This window comes from Cellulophaga lytica DSM 7489, from assembly GCF_000190595.1.
Taxonomy (GTDB): Bacteria; Bacteroidota; Bacteroidia; order Flavobacteriales; family Flavobacteriaceae; genus Cellulophaga; species Cellulophaga lytica.
This window is the reverse complement of record NC_015167.1, coordinates 1,779,061-1,797,796: the sequence shown is the minus strand read 5'-3', so window position 1 is coordinate 1,797,796 and position 18,736 is coordinate 1,779,061. Positions and strand designations below refer to the sequence as shown.

The 18,736-nt window shown below is 32.6% G+C and carries 18 protein-coding genes and 1 tRNA gene; 10 read left to right on the top strand and 9 right to left on the bottom strand.

All coding sequences use genetic code 11. The features are described from left to right. Positions 1-14: 14 nt before the first annotated feature. The gene (locus CELLY_RS08120) at positions 15-1,097 is read right to left on the bottom strand and encodes an efflux RND transporter periplasmic adaptor subunit (protein ID WP_013621184.1); all 1,083 of its coding nucleotides are present in this window, start codon (positions 1,095-1,097) and stop codon (positions 15-17) included. 154 nt (positions 1,098-1,251) lie between these two features. Continuing rightward, positions 1,252-1,653, bottom strand: coding sequence for a hypothetical protein (locus CELLY_RS08115; RefSeq protein WP_013621183.1), 402 nt, complete (start codon positions 1,651-1,653; stop codon positions 1,252-1,254). A gap of 133 nt (positions 1,654-1,786) precedes the next feature. Between CELLY_RS08115 and CELLY_RS08110 the strand changes: the two genes are divergently transcribed. Continuing rightward, the gene (locus CELLY_RS08110) at positions 1,787-2,389 is read left to right on the top strand and encodes an alpha-ketoglutarate-dependent dioxygenase AlkB family protein (protein ID WP_013621182.1); all 603 of its coding nucleotides are present in this window, start codon (positions 1,787-1,789) and stop codon (positions 2,387-2,389) included. Between the two features lie 43 nt (positions 2,390-2,432). Here CELLY_RS08110 and CELLY_RS08105 read toward each other — a convergent pair. Continuing rightward, a tRNA-Leu gene (locus CELLY_RS08105) sits at positions 2,433-2,514 on the bottom strand. A 119-nt stretch (positions 2,515-2,633) separates the two neighbouring features. Between CELLY_RS08105 and CELLY_RS08100 the strand changes: the two genes are divergently transcribed. The 4 genes from CELLY_RS08100 to CELLY_RS08085 all read left to right on the top strand — a co-directional run bounded on the left by CELLY_RS08100 (position 2,634) and on the right by CELLY_RS08085 (position 8,013). Beyond that, positions 2,634-4,022 carry a dipeptidase gene (locus CELLY_RS08100; protein ID WP_013621181.1) on the top strand — a complete coding sequence of 463 codons (1,389 nt, stop codon included), beginning with the start codon at positions 2,634-2,636 and terminating at the stop codon, positions 4,020-4,022. 286 nt (positions 4,023-4,308) lie between these two features. Further along, positions 4,309-4,674, top strand: coding sequence for a BlaI/MecI/CopY family transcriptional regulator (locus CELLY_RS08095; RefSeq protein ID WP_013621180.1), 366 nt, complete (start codon positions 4,309-4,311; stop codon positions 4,672-4,674). 2 nt (positions 4,675-4,676) lie between these two features. Continuing rightward, positions 4,677-6,794 (top strand): M56 family metallopeptidase, encoded by a 2,118-nt coding sequence (locus CELLY_RS16690; RefSeq protein WP_051983462.1) that lies wholly within the window; start codon positions 4,677-4,679, stop codon positions 6,792-6,794. A 118-nt stretch (positions 6,795-6,912) separates the two neighbouring features. Further along, positions 6,913-8,013 (top strand): DUF4407 domain-containing protein, encoded by a 1,101-nt coding sequence (locus CELLY_RS08085; protein WP_013621178.1) that lies wholly within the window; start codon positions 6,913-6,915, stop codon positions 8,011-8,013. 58 nt (positions 8,014-8,071) lie between these two features. On the opposite strand, the gene CELLY_RS08080 is transcribed toward CELLY_RS08085, so the two are convergent. Then, positions 8,072-9,724, bottom strand: coding sequence for a solute:sodium symporter family transporter (locus tag CELLY_RS08080; protein ID WP_034644866.1), 1,653 nt, complete (start codon positions 9,722-9,724; stop codon positions 8,072-8,074). A gap of 234 nt (positions 9,725-9,958) precedes the next feature. On the opposite strand from CELLY_RS08080, the gene CELLY_RS08075 reads away from it, so the two are divergent. Together CELLY_RS08075 and CELLY_RS08070 are read left to right on the top strand one after the other, a co-directional pair. Then, positions 9,959-11,506 (top strand): hypothetical protein, encoded by a 1,548-nt coding sequence (locus tag CELLY_RS08075; protein ID WP_316931703.1) that lies wholly within the window; start codon positions 9,959-9,961, stop codon positions 11,504-11,506. Positions 11,507-11,613: 107 nt separating this feature from the next. Beyond that, on the top strand, positions 11,614-12,687 hold the full coding sequence (locus CELLY_RS08070) for a PA0069 family radical SAM protein (protein ID WP_013621175.1): 1,074 nt from the start codon (positions 11,614-11,616) through the stop codon (positions 12,685-12,687). On the opposite strand, the gene CELLY_RS08065 is transcribed toward CELLY_RS08070, so the two are convergent. Beyond that, complete coding sequence (locus tag CELLY_RS08065) at positions 12,688-12,879, bottom strand: hypothetical protein (RefSeq protein WP_013621174.1); 192 nt, start codon at positions 12,877-12,879, stop codon at positions 12,688-12,690. Positions 12,880-13,053: 174 nt separating this feature from the next. Between CELLY_RS08065 and CELLY_RS08060 the strand changes: the two genes are divergently transcribed. After that, positions 13,054-13,758 (top strand): DsbA family oxidoreductase, encoded by a 705-nt coding sequence (locus tag CELLY_RS08060; RefSeq protein WP_013621173.1) that lies wholly within the window; start codon positions 13,054-13,056, stop codon positions 13,756-13,758. A 72-nt stretch (positions 13,759-13,830) separates the two neighbouring features. Here the strand turns inward: CELLY_RS08060 and CELLY_RS08055 are convergent, their stop codons facing one another. The 4 genes from CELLY_RS08055 to CELLY_RS08040 all read right to left on the bottom strand — a co-directional run bounded on the left by CELLY_RS08055 (position 13,831) and on the right by CELLY_RS08040 (position 17,247). Continuing rightward, positions 13,831-15,258 carry a Gfo/Idh/MocA family protein gene (locus CELLY_RS08055; RefSeq protein WP_013621172.1) on the bottom strand — a complete coding sequence of 476 codons (1,428 nt, stop codon included), beginning with the start codon at positions 15,256-15,258 and terminating at the stop codon, positions 13,831-13,833. Between the two features lie 106 nt (positions 15,259-15,364). Beyond that, positions 15,365-16,036: an HD domain-containing protein gene (locus CELLY_RS08050; protein WP_013621171.1), complete on the bottom strand. Its 672-nt coding sequence runs from the start codon at positions 16,034-16,036 to the stop codon at positions 15,365-15,367. Further along, positions 16,033-16,770 (bottom strand): lysophospholipid acyltransferase family protein, encoded by a 738-nt coding sequence (locus CELLY_RS08045; RefSeq protein ID WP_013621170.1) that lies wholly within the window; start codon positions 16,768-16,770, stop codon positions 16,033-16,035. Before CELLY_RS08045 ends, CELLY_RS08050 begins: the two co-directional genes overlap by 4 nt. Before the next feature lie 66 nt (positions 16,771-16,836). Continuing rightward, the gene (locus CELLY_RS08040) at positions 16,837-17,247 is read right to left on the bottom strand and encodes a BrxA/BrxB family bacilliredoxin (protein ID WP_013621169.1); all 411 of its coding nucleotides are present in this window, start codon (positions 17,245-17,247) and stop codon (positions 16,837-16,839) included. 124 nt (positions 17,248-17,371) lie between these two features. Here CELLY_RS08040 and CELLY_RS08035 point away from each other — a divergent pair, with 124 nt between their 5' ends. Then, a complete protein-coding gene (locus CELLY_RS08035) occupies positions 17,372-18,115 on the top strand; it encodes a tellurite resistance TerB family protein (RefSeq protein ID WP_013621168.1) in 744 nt (247 codons plus the stop codon). Between the two features lie 30 nt (positions 18,116-18,145). Further along, positions 18,146-18,730, top strand: a complete 585-nt coding sequence (locus CELLY_RS08030; protein ID WP_013621167.1) for a HupE/UreJ family protein — start codon at positions 18,146-18,148, stop codon at positions 18,728-18,730. Positions 18,731-18,736 lie beyond the last annotated feature (6 nt).

The window sequence follows — 18,736 nt, the reverse complement described above, 5'->3', positions numbered from 1 at the left end:
GTTCTATTTTGTAATTATTCTGCATACAGGTCTAGTTCTTTTAGTACCGTATTTGGTTCTAAAAACTTGGTATGTATTTTTTCGTTATTTTTTACCATACGCAACCCTTCTAGCAGTATTTTATCTTTAGTAGAAAGGCCTTTGCTAACAATAAATAAGTTAGGTAAGGTAGCTTCAATTTCTATTTCTCTTTGCTTAACCTCACTATTAGCATCTATAACATACACGTAAGTTTTATCTAAAATTTCAAAAGTTGCTTTTTGTGGTATTAGTAAGGCGTCATCATATGGAACAGACATAAGTACACTACCAGTTTCACCGTGTCTTAATATTTTATCTGGATTAGGAAAGGTTGCTCTAAACGCAATGTTACCAGTTTGGTTATTAAACTCACCCTCTATAGTTTCTACTATACCTGTTTGGTTAAACATTTTATTGTTTGCCATAACCAACTCTACTTGTTTAGCTCTTGCTTTACCCGTATTTGTAATGTAGTCTAAATACTCTGCCTCTGGCACATTAAAGTATACCCACATTTTACTGTTATCTGACAGTGTGGTTAATTTTTCTCCTTCATCTAAAAGACTACCTTCTCTAGCTTCTAAATGATCTACAATACCATCAAAAGGAGCTCTAATATCTGTAAAACTTAAATGGGTTTGTGTTAAAAACACCTCTGCTTTAGCTTTATCATATTCTGCTTTAGACATTGCTAATTCATTTGCAGAAACCACATTACTATCTGCTAGTAGTTTTGTGTTTTTGTATTCTATTTCTGCTACTTCTGCTTCAGCTTTTGCTTTTTGCAAATCTGCCTGATACACGTTTGGCATTATATTAAAAAGCTTTTGACCTTTTTTTACAAACTGCCCCTCATCTATAGAAATATGTTTTAAATACCCTTTTTCTAAAGCACGTATTTCTATATGCCTAATAGAGTGTATTTGGCATACGTAGTCTTTTTTAATAATGGTGTCTTCTTTAACAGGATTGGTAACAAGAAATTTAGATTCCTCTTTTTTTTCTTCTTTTTTAGACTCACAGCTGGCAAAACAAAGCACAAGCAATAGGCCTATGAGTGTAGAAGTTCTCCTCATAATACGATTGATTTTTTAAAATAATTGATTGTTAATACGTGTGGCAAAAACGCACAGAAAACTATACGTATATTACCGCTATGTCCTTAGACAAAATAAATAATGGTGTGGTGTGTAAGCAGTATTAGTAAGTGGCTACTGCTTTATTGGTTTTCTATATAAGTAGTACTTGGTACTTTATATAAATTTTTAAAACACTCCCTAAATTGGTGTGTAATAAATAATGTGTTTTAGTAAGTAGTGTAGATGGTAAACCTAAAATTTGAGCAGAAAAAAAGGCAACTTTAAAATTGCCATTGTTATTACTTAATTTTTTAGGCGTAACATTTTCTGTTACTTCTTCTTCATTTGCCTCTGTTAGCTCTGTTGCAAAATGACTGTGTTTATTTAGTACAGACAAACCTACATTCTCTATTTGCTTAGTAACAGAATCTGTATTGGTTGTTTGCTGTAAAGTACCACTATTTTCTAATGAAACATTAGCGTATAAGCTACCCAACATTGTAAAACACAATGCTAATAAAAGAGCAGTCTTATTTTTTAGTGATACTGTCATACAGAATGCAAAATAATGCGACAGATATTTACTGGACAAAATTTTACTGTTAATAAACGTTAAAGGTTTATTTATTTTTAAATAGGCACATTACAACCAATTAAAAATTGATTGATTATTTTTATGATTATAAATGGATTTATTTAACACAGACATACAAAAAAATATACTTCCTTTTGATGGCGAAGTGTATTATTACGGAGCAATAATGCCAACCAGTAAAGCTCAAGAGTACTACAGTTATTTATTTAACAATATACAATGGGAGAATGATAAAGCTGTTATTTTTGGAAAAACCATAACTACTAAACGCAAAGTAGCTTGGTATGCAACCAACCCATTTAGTTACACCTACTCTAAAATTACCAAAACAGCCCTACCGTGGACAAAAGAGCTACTAGAACTAAAAAAAATAGTAGAGGAAAAAACCGGAGAAACATTTAACTCTTGCTTGTTAAACTTATACCACTCAGGAGAAGAAGGTATGGCTTGGCATAGTGACGGTGAAAAAGATTTAAAAGAAAACGGGGCAATAGGGTCTTTAAGTTTTGGGGCAGAACGTAAGTTTAGTTTTAAACATAAAGAGAACAAGCAAAAAATAGATATTAATTTAGACAGAGGAAGTTTATTGGTAATGACAGGTACTACTCAAAAAAACTGGTTACACAGACTACCACCAACAAAAAAAGTAAGTACACCCAGAATAAACTTAACGTTTAGAACAATAGAGAATTAACATAAAAAAAAGCCTTTCAGTTTCCTGAAAGGCTTTTTATTTGTACAGGCGGAGAGACTCGAACTCTCACACCTCGCGGCACTAGATCCTAAGTCTAGCGTGTCTACCAATTCCACCACGCCTGCATTTTCAAGTAGCAATTTTGCCAATTGGGTTGCAAATATAATGCAAAAAATCAATTTTGAAATACTTAATTATAAAAACTTCTTTTTTTTGTACATTTATACTTTATCAAAAACATATTATGCAAGACGTAAAAAGCTTTATAGATAGTAATAAAGACAGATTATTAAATGAACTTATAGAACTTCTAAAAATACCATCTGTTAGTGCAGACCCTGCTTATGCGCATGATGTACTTACAACTGCAGATGCTGTTAAAGATGCTTTAGTAAAAGCAGGTTGTGATACCGTAGAAATTTGTGAAACTCAAGGTTTCCCTATTGTTTACGGAGAAAAAATAATAAATAAAGATTTACCAACGGTATTAGTTTATGGTCATTATGACGTGCAACCAGCAGACCCAATTAACCTATGGGACTCACCACCATACGAGCCTGTAATTAAAAAAACAGACCTACACCCAGAAGGTGCAATTTTTGCTCGTGGTGCTTGTGATGACAAAGGGCAAATGTACATGCACGTAAAAGCCTTAGAATTTATGGTAAGTACCAACCAACTACCTTGTAACGTAAAGTTCATGATAGAAGGTGAAGAAGAAGTTGGTAGCGTTAGCCTATCTACATTTGTAAAAGAAAACAGAGAAAAACTTAAAAACGATGTTATTTTAATTAGTGACACTGGTATGATTGCCAAAGACGTACCATCTATAACAACAGGCTTAAGAGGTTTAAGCTATGTAGAAGTAGAAGTTACAGGCCCTAACAGAGATTTACACTCTGGTTTATACGGTGGCGCTGTTGCCAACCCAATAAATATACTAACAAAAATGATTTCGTCTTTACATGACGAGAACAACCATATTACCATTCCTGGTTTTTATGACAACGTAGAAGAATTATCTGCAGAAGAACGCGCAGAAATGGCAAAAGCTCCTTTTAGTTTAGAAAACTATAAAAAAGCATTAGATATAAATGCTGTTTACGGAGAAAAAGGATACACCACTAACGAGCGTAACTCTATACGCCCTACTCTAGACGTAAATGGTATTTGGGGTGGTTACACTGGCGAAGGTGCAAAAACCGTAATAGCAAGCAAAGCTTACGCAAAAATATCTATGCGTTTGGTACCAAACCAAGACTGGGAAAACATAACAGAATTGTTCTCTAAGCACTTTACAAGCATAGCACCACAAGGTGTAACAGTAAAAGTAAACCCACATCATGGCGGACAAGGTTACGTAACACCTATAGACAGTGTTGGTTATAAAGCAGCATCTAAGGCATACGAAACTACTTTTGGCAAAACACCAATACCACAACGTAGCGGTGGTAGTATACCAATTGTCTCATTATTTGAGCAAGAGCTACAAAGCAAAACCATATTAATGGGCTTTGGGTTAGATAGTGACGCAATACACTCACCTAATGAGCATTTTGGAATTTGGAACTACCTAAAAGGTATAGAAACTATTCCTTATTTCTACAAGAATTTTACAGATATGAGTTCTTAATATCACATACATAACACAATTTAAAAGTTCGTTTTTTAATTAAAACGGACTTTTTTTATGCAAGCAATTATATTAGGGCGTTCCTACGGGCAGGCTATACGCTACAAGTCCTCGCTACGCTGTGGGCTTTTCACTACTATCCTTAACGCAAAAAAATGTTAGCACCTTACAAATACACCATAATGCACTCATTTTAAAACATTCACAAAAAATAATTTGACTCTACACTTGTAGAATTCATTTTTTTGTTCTACGTTTGTAGAGAACATTCTAAATATGTAGAATTATGCAGTTGTCAAAATCAGAAGAAGAATTAATGAACCACCTCTGGAAATTAGAAAAAGCATTTTTAAAAGATTTGCTAGATCAGTATTCAGATCCTAAACCTGCAACCACTACTGTGGCTACAATGTTAAAACGTATGGCAGACAAAAATTTTGTAGCCTACAATCTATACGGTAAATCCAGAGAATATTATCCGCTCGTAAAAAAGAAAGCCTATTTCTCTAAACACGTAAACGGCTTAATAAAAAACTTTTTTAATGATAGTGCATCGCAATTTGCATCGTTCTTTACTAAAGAAACCAACATAACAAAAGAAGAGTTGGCACATTTAAGAGAGCTAATAGACCAAGAACTAAAAAATAAATAGTTATGCTTATGTACCTATTAAAATCTACAGCTTGTTTAGCAACTTTATTCCTTTTTTACAAACTATTTTTAGAAGGGCAAAATATGCACAAGTTTAAACGTTTTTACTTACTAGCTGCTTTAGTTTTAAGTTTTGGTATACCACTAATAACGTTTACAACATACATGCAAGTACCAATAGCAATTTATAAAACACCATTGGAGTATGGCAACATAAACACTACAGAAACTATTGTAGAACCTACCAATTACTGGTCCTACCTAATTTGGAGTATTTACGGCTTGGGTGTTTTAATTTTTAGCATAAAATTTATTAAAAATAGCACTAACCTATTTTTAAAAATAAAGCAAAATCCTAAGCAAAGACTAGAGAACCATACTAATGTACTGTTAACTGAGAAAACTACACCCCATACTTTTTTAAGTTATATATTTTTAAATAAAAAAGCTCATCAACAAAAACAAATACCAAAAGAAGTGTTGCTGCATGAAATTACACATGCAAAGCAAAAACACTCTATAGACGTATTACTTATAGAGGTTTTACAAGTTGTATTCTGGTTTAATCCGCTTATCTATTTTATAAAACACGCTATTAAATTAAATCACGAATTTTTAGCAGATCAAGCTGTCCTAAATCAGGGTGCGGACACTGTTAGCTACAGAAAAATTTTACTCGCATTTTCATCAAATGTAACAGAGCCATATATGGCAAATTCAATTAATTATTCATCAATCAAAAAACGATTTACAGTTATGAAAAAAAGAACCTCAAAACGGTCGGTTGTATTAAGAAGCTTGCTACTTATTCCTTTAGCAGCATTGCTTTTTTACAGTTTTAGCAACCAAAAAACAGAAGAAATTTTAGTAGACACTCAAGCCTCACACGCGAATAAAAATGCAGGTAAAGGTGCCTCAGAGAAAATGATGCAAGAATATCGTACATTTTTCAAAAAATACAACAATGCAAAGAAGAAAGTAATAGATATGACGTACTATCAGCGTATAATTGCCATTTATGATCTAATGACCAATGAACAACGTGCAACCGTTACAGACCATAAAACAATTCTAAAATTCCCTAGCGTAGATTTAAAAAATACTACAAAAAAAGCACCAACGCAATCGGAGTTTAATTCTTGGAAAAACAAAGAAAACTTTGCTATTTGGATAGATAATAAACACGTTCCTAATTCTGTATTAAACAAGTATTCGGCATCAGATATTGTACATTTTAACAATAGCTACGTATACAAAAATGCACGTAGCGCAAAGTTTCCGCAAGAACACCAAGTAAATTTATTTACCAAACAAGGCTTTACTAATACGTATGTTAAGGCAGATGTAAATACATATAATAGCATACTACAAAAGTATAATAGTGAGTTACATTCATTTAAAAAAAATAGCGAAATTTCTAACGATGATTTAGAAATAAAAAATGTTCAATTAAAAAAACTTTATGCTGAGTTTAGTAAAGAAGAAATAAAAAAATATAATATTGTTTTCCCTGAAAGTATCCCTGTTAAAAATTCTGAACACTTAGGTTTAGTTATAAAAGAAGAAAAACAAGATCCTTTAGAAACCTATAAAAAAGAGTACAACACATATGTAACCTTAACTAAACAAGAACCACATTATATACATAGATCAGAAGCTGAGAAAAAGAAAATTGATGATCTTTTTACGCTTTTAGGTAGCATCTACTTTAGCTTAAGCAAAGAAGATAGAGCTAAAGTAAAAAGAGTAAAAGCACCTATTTTACCATACGTTATACTAATTAGAAATGGCAAAACAGAATACAAAAAAAGAAGCGAGTTAACAGAAGATGATAAAAAATTATTACCACCTCCACCTCCACCACCATTACCTCCATCAAATAACAAACAAGACTCTAAAGAACTTGCAAAAGCCAGAGCTGCTTTTAAAAAAGATGCCTATGAATATGGTTCTGCTGTTGGTGAATACAGAAAAGAAGGTAAAGGAACCAGAGAAGAATTAAATAAGTTGTATAAGAAAACAATGAAAAGCTATGAGAAATGTAGCGCTTTAATTAAAAAAGAAAAAGGAGCAGCCCCATTACCACCACCGCCACCTCCTGCTCCACCAATAAAGGACTAATTATTCATAATAATGTCTTAAAAAGTAATAAAAAGCCTCATTTAGAGGCTTTTTTTGTAACAAATCATTGCAAAATGCGTTCTTATAGGTACATCAATCATCAAAAAAAAGAACACTTATGATTAAACGTTTTTTTATACTCTGCTCCGGAGCAGACACTGCTATACTAGAAACTTGCTCTAACGGTGAGCAAAACAAATACGCTGGTATTGGCGCAACTGTATTTTTTACTGCTGTTATGGCTTTTATAGCCAGTGCATATGCATTGTATACTGTTTTTGATAATGTTTACTACGCTGTTTTTTTTGGACTTGTTTGGGGCTTACTTATTTTTAATTTAGACCGCTTTATTGTTTCTACCATTAAAAAAAGAGACAATTTTAAAAGTGAATTGTTACAGGCCACACCCCGTATTGTTTTAGCTGTTATAATAGCCATTGTTATTTCAAAACCTTTAGAAATGAAGATTTTTGAAAAAGAAATCAATCAGGTTTTATTAGAACAAAAGAATGATTTAACGCTTGCAAACAAGGAACAAATTGCATTACAGTACAGTCCTAAAAAGGAAGTCATTCATCAATCTATAGAAAAATTAAAACAAGAAATTACAACTAAAGAAGCAGAAACAAATGCGCTTTACAACACTTATATTGCCGAGGCAGAAGGAAGGGAAGGTACTAAACTGCTAGGTAAAGGACCAGTTTATGAAGAAAAAAGACAAAAACATGATGCTGCCTTACAAGAATTACAAAAGCTAAAAGAAAACAATGCCGCAAAAATTACTACGCTAGAAGAGCAAGCAGTGGCATTAGATACAGCATATGCTGCCTCTGTTAAAGACTCACAACCCATTATTGATGGTTTTGATGGTTTAATGGCTCGTATAACGGCTTTAAACAAGCTACCTTGGCTACCATCATTCTTTATATTTTTATTGTTTTTAGCTATAGAAACATCTCCTATAATTGCAAAATTATTAGCTCCTAAAGGAATGTACGATTTTAAGTTAGAGGAAGAAGAAAGTATTGTTAAAACCTGGGTTACACAGAAAGTAGAACAGCGTAACACTTTAATGCAAACAGATGCGGCAATAAATAAAAAAGTATATGAAGATATTGAACAAGAAAACGAAATTTACAATTATAAAAAACAACAAGCAGAAAAGTTGTTAAAACAACAAACTGACGCTTTCCATAACATACAAGCTAAAAACTTGTAATAAAAAAAAGAGGCTAGTTTTACTAAACTAACCTCTTTATATTTTAAAGTACAATTACTTAATTAGCAAAGTACACGTATATTGCTACCACTATTAAACAAATAACAATACCTATTTGGTTTACGTATTTGTAAGGCTTAATTTCTACTTGCTCTGTATATTTTTGCTCAAAAGCAGTTTCTCTTGGTTTTATTTTACCAATAGCCAACATTATTAAAGAGTTTACTACACATAAAATAGCCATTACGTGTAAAAAGTGTGGGTATGCATCTGCTTCTACTACAGCTAATGCATCTGCACTAGTAACTCCTGCTGCTTCTGCTTTCTCTAAAGCAGAGCTCACAAAATATGGTTTCATTAAAAACTGACTTATAATATACAGTAAAGATCCAGATATAATACCAACCTTTGCTGCAATAGCTGGTACTCTTTTAGTTAAAAAGCCAATTATTATAACAGAAAAAATTGGAATACTATAAATACCGTTTACTTCTTGTAAATAACCAAATAAACTACCTGCATTTGCTATAAAAGGCGCAATAAACATTGCCGCTAAAGCCAATACAATACCAAATATTTTACCGTTTTTAACAACTTTAGTTTCACTAGCTTCTGGGTTTATATGTTGTTTGTAGATGTCTAAGCCAAATAAGGTTACAGAACTGTTTAAAACACTATTAAATGAACTTAAAATTGCACCAAACAATACTGCTGCAAAAAAGCCAACTAAATAATCTGGCAATACTTTACCAACTAGTAGAGGGTATGCGCTAGAAGAATCTATTTTACCTTCAAAAATATGAAACGCTATTATACCAGGTAAAACTAAAATTAACGGTCCTAATATTTTTATAAAAGAAGCTAGTAATAGCCCTTTTTGTCCTTCTGCTAAGTTTTTGGCTCCTAAGGCTCTTTGTATAATTTGTTGGTTTGTTCCCCAATAAAAAAGGTTAACCAACATCATCCCTGTAAAAATTGTAGAAAAAGGAACTGAGTCTGTTTTAGTACCCATAGAGTTAAATTTCTCTGGATTTTCTGTAGTTAAAATAGATAAGCCATCTATTATACTACCATCTCCTATATACATTAAACCAAAAACAGGAATTAAAATACCACCAATTAACAATCCTATTGCATTAATAGAATCTGATACCACAACGGCTTTTAAGCCTCCAAATACAGCGTAAATACCGCCAATAATACCAATACCCCAAACACATAACCATATAGATGCAGTGTGACTAATTCCTAGGTTTTCTGGCACATTAAACATTCCGCTTATGGCAACAGAACCAGAGTATAAAATTACGGGTAATAATACAACTACGTAACCTGTTAAAAACAAACCAGATGTTATTGTTTTTGTAGTAACATCAAAACGTTCTGCTAAAAACTGCGGTACGGTTGTTAAACCACCTTTTAAATACCTTGGTAATAAAAAAATAGCAGTAATAACTATTGCTATTGCTGCTAACGTTTCCCAAGCCATAACAGACAAACCATCTGTATAAGCATCAGAATTTAAACCTACTAGTTGCTCTGTAGAAAGGTTTGTTAGTAAAAGAGACCCAGCAATAACACCTGCAGTTAAACTCCTTCCTCCTAAAAAATATCCATCAGAAGAGTTTTCATTAGTTTTTCTTGTAGCCAAATAAGATATAACGGCCACCAAAACTGTAAAGCCCACAAAGGACAGTAATGTTAATAACATAGTGCTAAATAAGTTTGGTTTAAGCTTATAAATATATTGGAATAATTTGTGTATAAAAAATAACACAGACATCATTTATATATCTTTTGTTATAAATTTAACCGAAAACGATGTAGTTTAACTTAAACTTTAATGTAATTACCAAACTATTGCTATTTTAGAAATACTTTTTTTTAAAAGCACGTAACAATTAATAATAGTAAACGTTACTATAAAGTAATCTTAAGAAAATAAATGATGAAGAAAATTGCATTACTACTTATGTTATGTCTTGGTTTTACCGCCACAGCACAAAAAATGCAAGTAACCTATAAGTTTAGCGAAAAATATGCAGACAGATACAAATACTCTAATTTACTAACAATTGATAATGATGGTGCAGATGGTACCATACTTGTACGCTCTTACTACACTGGTTTAATATTAAAACCAAAAGGGTATTATATAGAACACTACAATAAGAATTTAGATTTGGTAAGCGAGTTTAATTACAAGCTTAAAGATAAAGACTTTGTAAACGGTTTTATAAGCAATGGGCAATTATATCTTATATTTTTAGAATATAACTCTGGTAAACAAACTTATGATTATATAGTACACCAAAGCCCTTTAGATAATTTTGCATTTACTCAAAAAACAATTTTATCTGTACCTTCTAAAGAAGTAGATAATCCGTTAGATAAAAACTATTATAACCGTAATTTTTCATCGGGTTTTACAACTTCTGTATTGTTTAATAAACGTAAAGATGCTTTTGTAGTTAGCGCTCACTTTAAAAAGGCAAAAGATAATCAGCATTTTATATATGTTTTTAATAACAATCTAGATTTACTAATTACACACGATTTTTCTGCAGAAGTAGAAACTAAAAACTATGCTTTTGAAAGCGTAGAAATAACAAAAAACAAAAAAGAGGTATTTTTAGTTGCCAAAGCTTATTTTAAAAAGAGGCGTTTTTCTGCCTTAGAGCGTAAATTTCAATACGAACTTTTAAAGGTTTCTGAAGAAGAAAGGGTTATGAAAACTTTTGATGAACCTGGTAAGTTTTTAGAAGCTTTAAAACCCATACTTACAGACGAAAAATTTGTATGTGTAGGCTTTTATGCCAATAGAAAAGATAACAGATACAACGGTTTAAGTTACTTTAGGTTAGATGAAGGTTCTTTAGATGTAAAAGACAAAAAATTTATTCCGTTTTCTGCACAATTTATGGCAGACAAATTTGGTAAAGAAGAAGATAATAAAGAGGTAAAAAACTTAGTATTTAAAAATGCAGAAATTGCTAGTGACGGCTCTATACTTTTTAACGCAGAAGAATATTTTGTAACATCGGGTTACCAAAGTAATCCTGGTGGTGGATCTAGAGTTAGAATTAGTAGATACCATTATAATGATATGGTTGGTGCTAAACTTAGTGATGATGGCGACCTTATTTGGGTACGTAACATTAATAAGTCTGAAGTAACTCAGGGTGATGGCGCATATGCATCATACAGTACATTTACAAAAGGAGACAATACTTACTTTTTTATAAGCACAGCGGCAGAAAATCCGCAATTAATAAATAATGAGCGTTTGGTATTTAGACAAGGTTTAAGCAGAAACAGAAACATATTTTTAATTAAGTTAGATGCTAAAGGCTTTATGACCTATGAAAAAATAATAGATAGTAAAACGGCAAGGTTACCTTTAATGGTTTCTAAACCATTAACCAATAAAAATAACATTTTGTTTTACGCTAAACGTGGCACAAAAAAGCAGTTGGTAGAAGTAGCTTTTTAGAAAAACAAAACTTATAAATTACAATCCTCTTGTTTTTAGCAAGGGGATTTTTTGTTTTCCAAATTCAATTAAAATAGGATTTTTTCCATATATTTGGAAAATATCCTATGAGTGAAAAAGAATATATAAAAGGTCGTGGTGCACAGCAAAATTCTCATAACAAGTTTCTAAAACATATTTATGAAACACGTGATGACTTTTTAGAGTTTTGTCGTTTAGAGGGTGAGGAAGCAGATAATAACCGCACCCAATATATTCCTATTTTTCCCAAAACAATAGTAAACAAAGTTACCAGTCCAGATATTAGTATGGCTTTTTCTATGAATCCGTACCAAGGTTGTGAGCACGGTTGTATTTATTGCTATGCAAGAAACTCTCACGAATATTGGGGCTACAGTGCTGGTTTAGATTTTGAACGTAAAATTTTAATTAAAAAAGATGCTCCAAAACTACTAGAACAAAAACTAAAAAGTAAAAACTGGGTAGCAAACACCATAATACTATCTGGCAATACAGATTGTTACCAACCTGCAGAAAAAGAGTTTAAAATTACACGTGCTTGTTTAGAGGTTTTTTATAAATACAGGCATCCCGTAGGTATAATTACCAAAAACGCATTAATACTTAGGGATTTAGATATTTTAAAAAAATTAGCTAAACATAATTTAGTTGGGGTAAATGTATCTGTAACCTCACTATCTGAAGAAACTAGAAGAATACTAGAACCAAGAACCGTAAGCATTAAAAAAAGACTAGAAACCATAAAAATATTATCAGAAAACAACATTCCTGTAAATGCAATGCTAGCTCCAATAATTCCAGGTATAAATAGTCATGAAATATTACAATTGGCCAAAGCTGTAGCAGATAACGGAGCACTATCTTTTACTTTTACAGTTGTACGTTTAAATGGAGCTATTGGTCAAATTTTTACAGATTGGATACACAAAACACTACCAGGCAAGGCAGAAAAAGTACTACACCAAATAGAAGCTTGCCACGGAGGTAACTTAAACGATAGTAGATTTGGAATACGTAGTAAAGGAAACGGAGTTGTTGCTGAACAAATACATAGTTTGGTAAAAATAGCCAAACACAAATATTTTAAAAACAAAACATTTCCTAAGCTGAACAACACATTATATGAACAACACAAAAACGGACAGTTTACCTTGTTTTAATTAGCCTCTAGGTTTAACTATTATTTTTTTTACCAATAAAAACCCAACAAAAACTGTAGTTAAAGCAACTATTAATTGCATACCATTAAAAACATAATAAGTGTCATAAAGATTAAAACTCATTGTATTATCCGCAAAAATATTAGCCAATATTAAAGCTAAAAAAACTACAAGGGTACTTTTAAATTTCATATTTAAATATTTTTTATTTAGGAAAAATACTACAAATATAAATGCAAAACAACAAATTGTTTAAATTGAACAAACCTTTATATTAAACAATACTATTTTAAAAATTCATTTTATTGAAAGTTTTATACCGTATTTTCGTCTAACAATACAATAATATTAAAAGATAAAATAGTTATGCAAATACATATATGGTCAGATATTAGATGCCCGTTTTGTTACATTGGCAAACGTAACTTTACAGCTGCATTAGATAAATTTCCGCACAAAGATAAAATTACTCTAGAGTGGAAAAGTTTTGAGTTAGATCCTAACTTAAAAACGCAAACAGATATTAATGCTATAGACCACTTTATGCAAAGCAAAGGTGTAGACGAGGTTAATGCTAAAGGTATGTTTAACAGAGTTACAGAAATGGCTAGTGGTGTTGGTCTTACCTTTAAAATTGAAGACATTGTTACCGCAAATTCTTTAAACGCACACCGTTTATTGCAATATGCAAAAACAGTAGGTTTTGCTGATAGTACTAAAGAGGCTTTGTTAAAAGCACATTTAGAAGATGGTAAAAATATAGATGATATAGCGTTTTTAGTAAATACAGCTATCTCTGTTGGTATGGACAAAGCTGCTGTTGAAGAAATCTACAAAACAGATGCTTTTACATACGAGGTTAGGCAAGACGAAATGGAGGCCAAAAACCTTGGTATTAGTGGCGTTCCTTTTTTTGTTTTAAATAACAAGTACGGAGTTTCTGGCGCACAACCAGTAGAAGCTTTTACTGAAGCTTTAGAACAAGCTTGGGAAAAACACCAAAAAGAGTCGCTTACTGTTTTACCAACAACAGGCGGAGAGTCTTGTGATGTAAATGGCAATTGTTGTTAATTTTTAATTACAAACAAATAAAAAGGCGCTATTAGCATTTACTAATAGCGCCTTTAATATTTTAAAACACTTTTATTTCAGTTCCCATCCTTTTCTGTAGTCACGAGAAACCCACTCGTTAGCCATATCAAAATTTGTAACCTTCATATTAGCAGCGTCCCATTTTATGGTACGTCTACCAGGGTAGTTATAAGGATCCCAATCTCCTACTTTTTTACCCGCTTTTAATGTTTTATACTGGTATGCTTTAATAGCTAAATTACCCATAAGAACACCCTCGGTTAATGGTCCGGCTTTAGTTACAAAATCTGATGATGCTACTGTACCATTTAAGCAACCCTCTACCCAGTTATTCTGGTGCCCTGCAGAACCACCCTTTATTCTTGGTAATGTTTCTTTTGGCTTGTTAAACATACTATTAACATCTGCTGGCAACAATCTAGGGTTAGCAGAATACACATCTGTTACAATAATGCCTTTTGTACCGTGAAAAACTACGCCACCATCTCCGTTTCCTAATTTTTCGCCATCTGCCAATTCACTAGGAATATCTGGCATAATTCCACCATCATACCAATTTAAGTCTATACTTCCTTGGTTGGGCGCATCTACTTTTAAACGGACTACAGATGAAGGCGGACAAGAGCTAGAGTAATCTGCCTCTACAAAATCTCCTACCCAAGTAGTTGTACAACTAGCTTCTGCTTCTGTTGGTGATCCTAAACCTAAAACACTATACGGAGTTTCCATAATATGGCAGCCCATATCACCTAAAGCTCCAGTTCCAAAATCCCACCAACCACGCCATTTAAATGGCAAATAAGCAGGGTTATAATCTCTCATTGCTGCTGGCCCTAACCACAAATCCCAATCTAACTCTTTAGGAATTGGGTGTCCGCCTGCTGGTGTTTTTACACCTTGTGGCCAAACAGGTCTGTTGGTCCAACAATCTACTTTAGTAACATCTCCAATTACCCCAGCATCTATCCACTCTTTAGCTGTTCTACTACCAGGGCTAGATGCTCCTTGGTTACCCATTTGGGTAATAATTCCGTTCTCTTTAGCTACTTTAGTCATTAACCTTACCTCTTCAATATTGTGCGCCAGAGGTTTTTCTACATACGCGTGTTTTTTTGCACGCATAAAAGGTAATGCTATGGTAGCGTGTGTATGGTCTGGTGTTGCCACCATAATAGCATCAATTTCATTTAAATGCTTATCATACACATCTCTAAAATCTTTATATCTTTTTGCTTTAGGATGTAATTTATGACTGGCAGCAACTCCTCTTTGGTCTACATCACAAAGGGTAACAAACTTAACTTTACCCGTATCTGTAAGTTCTTTAATAACAGATGATCCTCTTCCTCCTACTCCAAATGCTCCTATGTACAATGTATCACTAGGAGGCACGTGGTTTTTACCAAGTACAAAACTTGGAACAATAGAAAATGCAGCGGAAGATGCAGCCACATTTTTTATAAATTTTCTTCTTTCCATAAATTAAGGTTGCTTATAGTTTACTGGTTGAAGATACATAAAAAAAGCCAGCAACTGTTTTGCTAAAAATGTTAAAAGAAGGACTATAACGTTGTAGTAAAACTTATTATAGTTTACCGTTCCATTCGTTATAAAACTGCTCTAAAAATGCAATCATATACAAATGTCTTTGCTCTGCTAGCTTTGCACCACTTTTGGTATTCATTTTATCTTTTAAGAGCAATAATTTTTCATAAAAATGATTAATTGTTGGTGCTGTAGATTTTTTATATTCCTCTTTGGTCATATTTAAATTAGGAGCAATTTCAGGGTTATACATTTCCCTGTTTTTAAATCCGCCATAATTAAAAGCACGCGCAATACCAATTGCACCAATAGCATCTAACCTATCTGCATCTTGCACCACTTGTAGTTCTAAAGAGGTAAAAGGTTTTGCTGTAGTTGCATCATCAACCTTTAAACTACTCTTAAAAGAAATGTTTTCTATAATTTTTACAACGTGATCTATAATTTTTTCATCAACCTGTATAGATCTTAAAAAATCTGTTGCCATTTTAGGGCCAACAGTTTCATCGCCATTATAAAATTTAGCATCGGCTATATCATGTAGTAGTGCCCCAAGAGCAACTACCAATTGGTTTACAGCTTCATCTTTAGCCAAAAGCATTGTGTTGTTATACACACGTTCTATATGAAACCAATCATGGCCACCTTCTGCACCTTCTAAAGTTTTTTTTACAAAGACTTTAGTTTGTGCTATTATATCAGAATTTATCATTTAAAAGAAGTTACACCAGCGGTTACTGTTTGTTCTACTTGAGCAATTATATCATCTGCATTACCTTTTATTTCTACAGGTGCGTGTACGTCTATTGTAAAATGACTGCCTAAGCCATATGGATATTTCCCATATTTTAAAAGTTTCCAAGAATTGTTAATGCTTATAGGAACAATTAAGGCTGATGGTGCATTTTTCATAAGAATTTTAAGTCCCATTGGCTGAAACCGTTTAGGGTGCCCTGTTCTACTTCTGGTACCTTCTGGAAAAATTACTGCACTACGATTGTGTTTTTCTATGTATTTACCAAGTTTTGCAATTTCTGTAAGTGCTTGCCTAGCATCTTTGCGGTCTATTAAAACAGAACCTCCGTGCCTTAAATTATAAGATACACTTGGTATGCCTTTACCCAACTCTTTTTTGCTTACAAACTTTGGATGATTTTTTCTAAAGAACCAAATAAGTGGCGGAATATCGTTCATACTCTGGTGGTTTGCTACAAATATAATAGGCCTATCTGTAGGTATTTTGGTCTCTTTTTTAAACGAATAACGCGTACCTAAAAAGTGTGTACTACGCATTAAAAACCAGTTTAAAAGACTAACGCTTTTTTTATGAGCAGTGTAGCCAAATACATTGTAACAAACCCATTGTATAGGATGAAAAACGACTAATGAAAGTCCAAAAAATAAAAAATACAATGCCGTTAACGGATATGATATAAGTTTTTGCATGCTACAAAAATAAAAAAACCGCTCCTTGTTTAGAGCGGTTTTTTAAGATAATTTAAATTCTATTAATTAACAGAATTCGTTGTATGCTTCTTTTAAGTTTTCAGCAATCATTTCAGCTGGTCTACCTTCAATATGGTGGCGTTCTATCATATGCACTAATTCTCCGTTTTTAAATAATGCCATACTTGGAGAAGAAGGAGGAAAAGGAACCATTAGTCCTCTTGCTGCATTAACTGCTTCTGTGTCTACACCTGCAAAAACGGTAACCGTATTACTTGGTTTTTTATCGTTTAATAAGCTCATTTTTGCGCCTGGTCTTGCATTAGCAGCAGCACAACCACAAACAGAGTTAACCACTACCAAAGTAGTACCTTCTGCATTTATTGCTTTTTCTACAGCTTCTGCTGTGAATAATTCTTCAAAACCTACAGAGGTTAAATCCTCTCTCATTGGTTTTACTAATTCTGCTGGGTACATATATTTTTATTTTTTATGTTAATAAGCGTTCTACAAAAGTAACCAATTTGTCGCATTTTTCTACAAACCTTAACTTTTCATTTAATCTTAACGTTTATCTTTGAAAAAATTTTTAGAAAAAAGTATGTTAAAATGGTTATTTGCAATACTAGGCAGTGTATTTTATAAAATTCCTGGTGGTATTGCTGGTTTTTTTATTGGTAGCCTTTTAGACAATCTTGTGGGTAGCAAGGCCAATAAAAGTAGAGGTTCCGTATTTAATGATATGACTCGCCAAAGTGTGTCTCCTGCAGATTTTGAAATGCAATTAATATCTCTCTGCTCTATAGTTATTAAAGCAGATGGCAAAGTAAGTAAAACCGAGTTGGATTACGTACGCCAATATTTTGTACAGACCTACGGAAAAGAAAAAGCTAACGCTATTTTTAGAACCTTTAATGAGGTAAACAAAAAACACGAAATTTCTGCAAAACGTATTTGCTATTACCTAAATCAACGTGTACGTTATGAAGTTAGGTTGCAGTTAGTACATTTTTTATTTGGCATTGCACAGGCCGATGGTTCTGTAACCGCTGCAGAGGTAGAAGTTATTAGAGATATTGCAGCCTACTTTAAACTAGGCAAAAGAGATTATGAAAGCGTAAAAGCAATGTTTGTAGCATCTGCAGATACTGCCTATAAAATATTAGAGATTGACAAAAGCGCTACAGATGACGAGGTTAAAAAAGCCTATAGATCTATGGCTAAAAAATACCACCCAGATAAGGTTGTTACCCAAAACGAAGCAATAAAAAAAGGAGCAGAAGAAAAGTTTAAAGAGGTACAAAAAGCCTATGAAACTATACAGAAGGAACGCGGTATTAGCTAACAAATTTTAATTATTATTTATACATAATTTATGGAACAGTTTTTATTTTATATTGGTTTAGGGCTAGAGCACGTATTAGACCTTAGTGCTTATGATCATATTTTATTTTTAACCGCTTTGGCTATTCCTTTTTCATTTAAAGACTGGAAAAATGTATTGCTTTTAGCTACCGTATTTACAGTTGCACATTGTTTTTCTTTAGGCTTATCTAGCTACGGTTATGTAACACCAGACGTAAGTTTAATAGAGTTTTTAATTCCTGTAACTATATTTATTACTGCATTATTTAATATCTACGCTGCAAAAAACAAGCAAACCTTAGCCTCTGTAAAATTACACGTTATAGCTACGGCATTTTTTGGATTAGTGCACGGTTTTGGATTTTCTAATTATTTTAAAATGCTAATGGCAGAAGAAGATAATAAGTTTACACCACTACTTGGGTTTGCAACTGGTATAGAAATGTCTCAGATACTAATACTAATTTTAGCGCTAGCATTAACTTTTGTAGTTGTAAACTTATGTAAAGTAAAACAATGGTTATATGCTATAATTGCATCTGTAATTGTGTTAGCTATTACAATACCAATGCTATTAGATACGTTTCCTTACTAAAAGGTA

What these genes read in the sequence shown, in the direction of transcription:
- CELLY_RS08035 (WP_013621168.1), top strand. Translation starts at nt 17,372, where the DNA reads ATGTTAAAATGGTTATTTGCAATACTAGGCAGTGTATTTTATAAAATT.
- CELLY_RS08080 (WP_034644866.1), bottom strand. Translation starts at nt 9,724, where the DNA reads ATGTTATTAACATTACTGTCCTTTGTGGGCTTTACAGTTTTGGTGGCC.
- CELLY_RS08050 (WP_013621171.1), bottom strand. Translation starts at nt 16,036, where the DNA reads ATGATAAATTCTGATATAATAGCACAAACTAAAGTCTTTGTAAAAAAA.
- CELLY_RS08115 (WP_013621183.1), bottom strand. Translation starts at nt 1,653, where the DNA reads ATGACAGTATCACTAAAAAATAAGACTGCTCTTTTATTAGCATTGTGT.
- CELLY_RS08075 (WP_316931703.1), top strand. Translation starts at nt 9,959, where the DNA reads ATGATGAAGAAAATTGCATTACTACTTATGTTATGTCTTGGTTTTACC.
- CELLY_RS08055 (WP_013621172.1), bottom strand. Translation starts at nt 15,258, where the DNA reads ATGGAAAGAAGAAAATTTATAAAAAATGTGGCTGCATCTTCCGCTGCA.
- CELLY_RS08095 (WP_013621180.1), top strand. Translation starts at nt 4,309, where the DNA reads ATGCAGTTGTCAAAATCAGAAGAAGAATTAATGAACCACCTCTGGAAA.
- CELLY_RS08040 (WP_013621169.1), bottom strand. Translation starts at nt 17,247, where the DNA reads ATGTACCCAGCAGAATTAGTAAAACCAATGAGAGAGGATTTAACCTCT.
- CELLY_RS08100 (WP_013621181.1), top strand. Translation starts at nt 2,634, where the DNA reads ATGCAAGACGTAAAAAGCTTTATAGATAGTAATAAAGACAGATTATTA.
- CELLY_RS08085 (WP_013621178.1), top strand. Translation starts at nt 6,913, where the DNA reads ATGATTAAACGTTTTTTTATACTCTGCTCCGGAGCAGACACTGCTATA.
- CELLY_RS08070 (WP_013621175.1), top strand. Translation starts at nt 11,614, where the DNA reads ATGAGTGAAAAAGAATATATAAAAGGTCGTGGTGCACAGCAAAATTCT.
- CELLY_RS08030 (WP_013621167.1), top strand. Translation starts at nt 18,146, where the DNA reads ATGGAACAGTTTTTATTTTATATTGGTTTAGGGCTAGAGCACGTATTA.
- CELLY_RS08120 (WP_013621184.1), bottom strand. Translation starts at nt 1,097, where the DNA reads ATGAGGAGAACTTCTACACTCATAGGCCTATTGCTTGTGCTTTGTTTT.
- CELLY_RS08065 (WP_013621174.1), bottom strand. Translation starts at nt 12,879, where the DNA reads ATGAAATTTAAAAGTACCCTTGTAGTTTTTTTAGCTTTAATATTGGCT.
- CELLY_RS08060 (WP_013621173.1), top strand. Translation starts at nt 13,054, where the DNA reads ATGCAAATACATATATGGTCAGATATTAGATGCCCGTTTTGTTACATT.
- CELLY_RS08110 (WP_013621182.1), top strand. Translation starts at nt 1,787, where the DNA reads ATGGATTTATTTAACACAGACATACAAAAAAATATACTTCCTTTTGAT.
- CELLY_RS08045 (WP_013621170.1), bottom strand. Translation starts at nt 16,770, where the DNA reads ATGCAAAAACTTATATCATATCCGTTAACGGCATTGTATTTTTTATTT.
- CELLY_RS16690 (WP_051983462.1), top strand. Translation starts at nt 4,677, where the DNA reads ATGCTTATGTACCTATTAAAATCTACAGCTTGTTTAGCAACTTTATTC.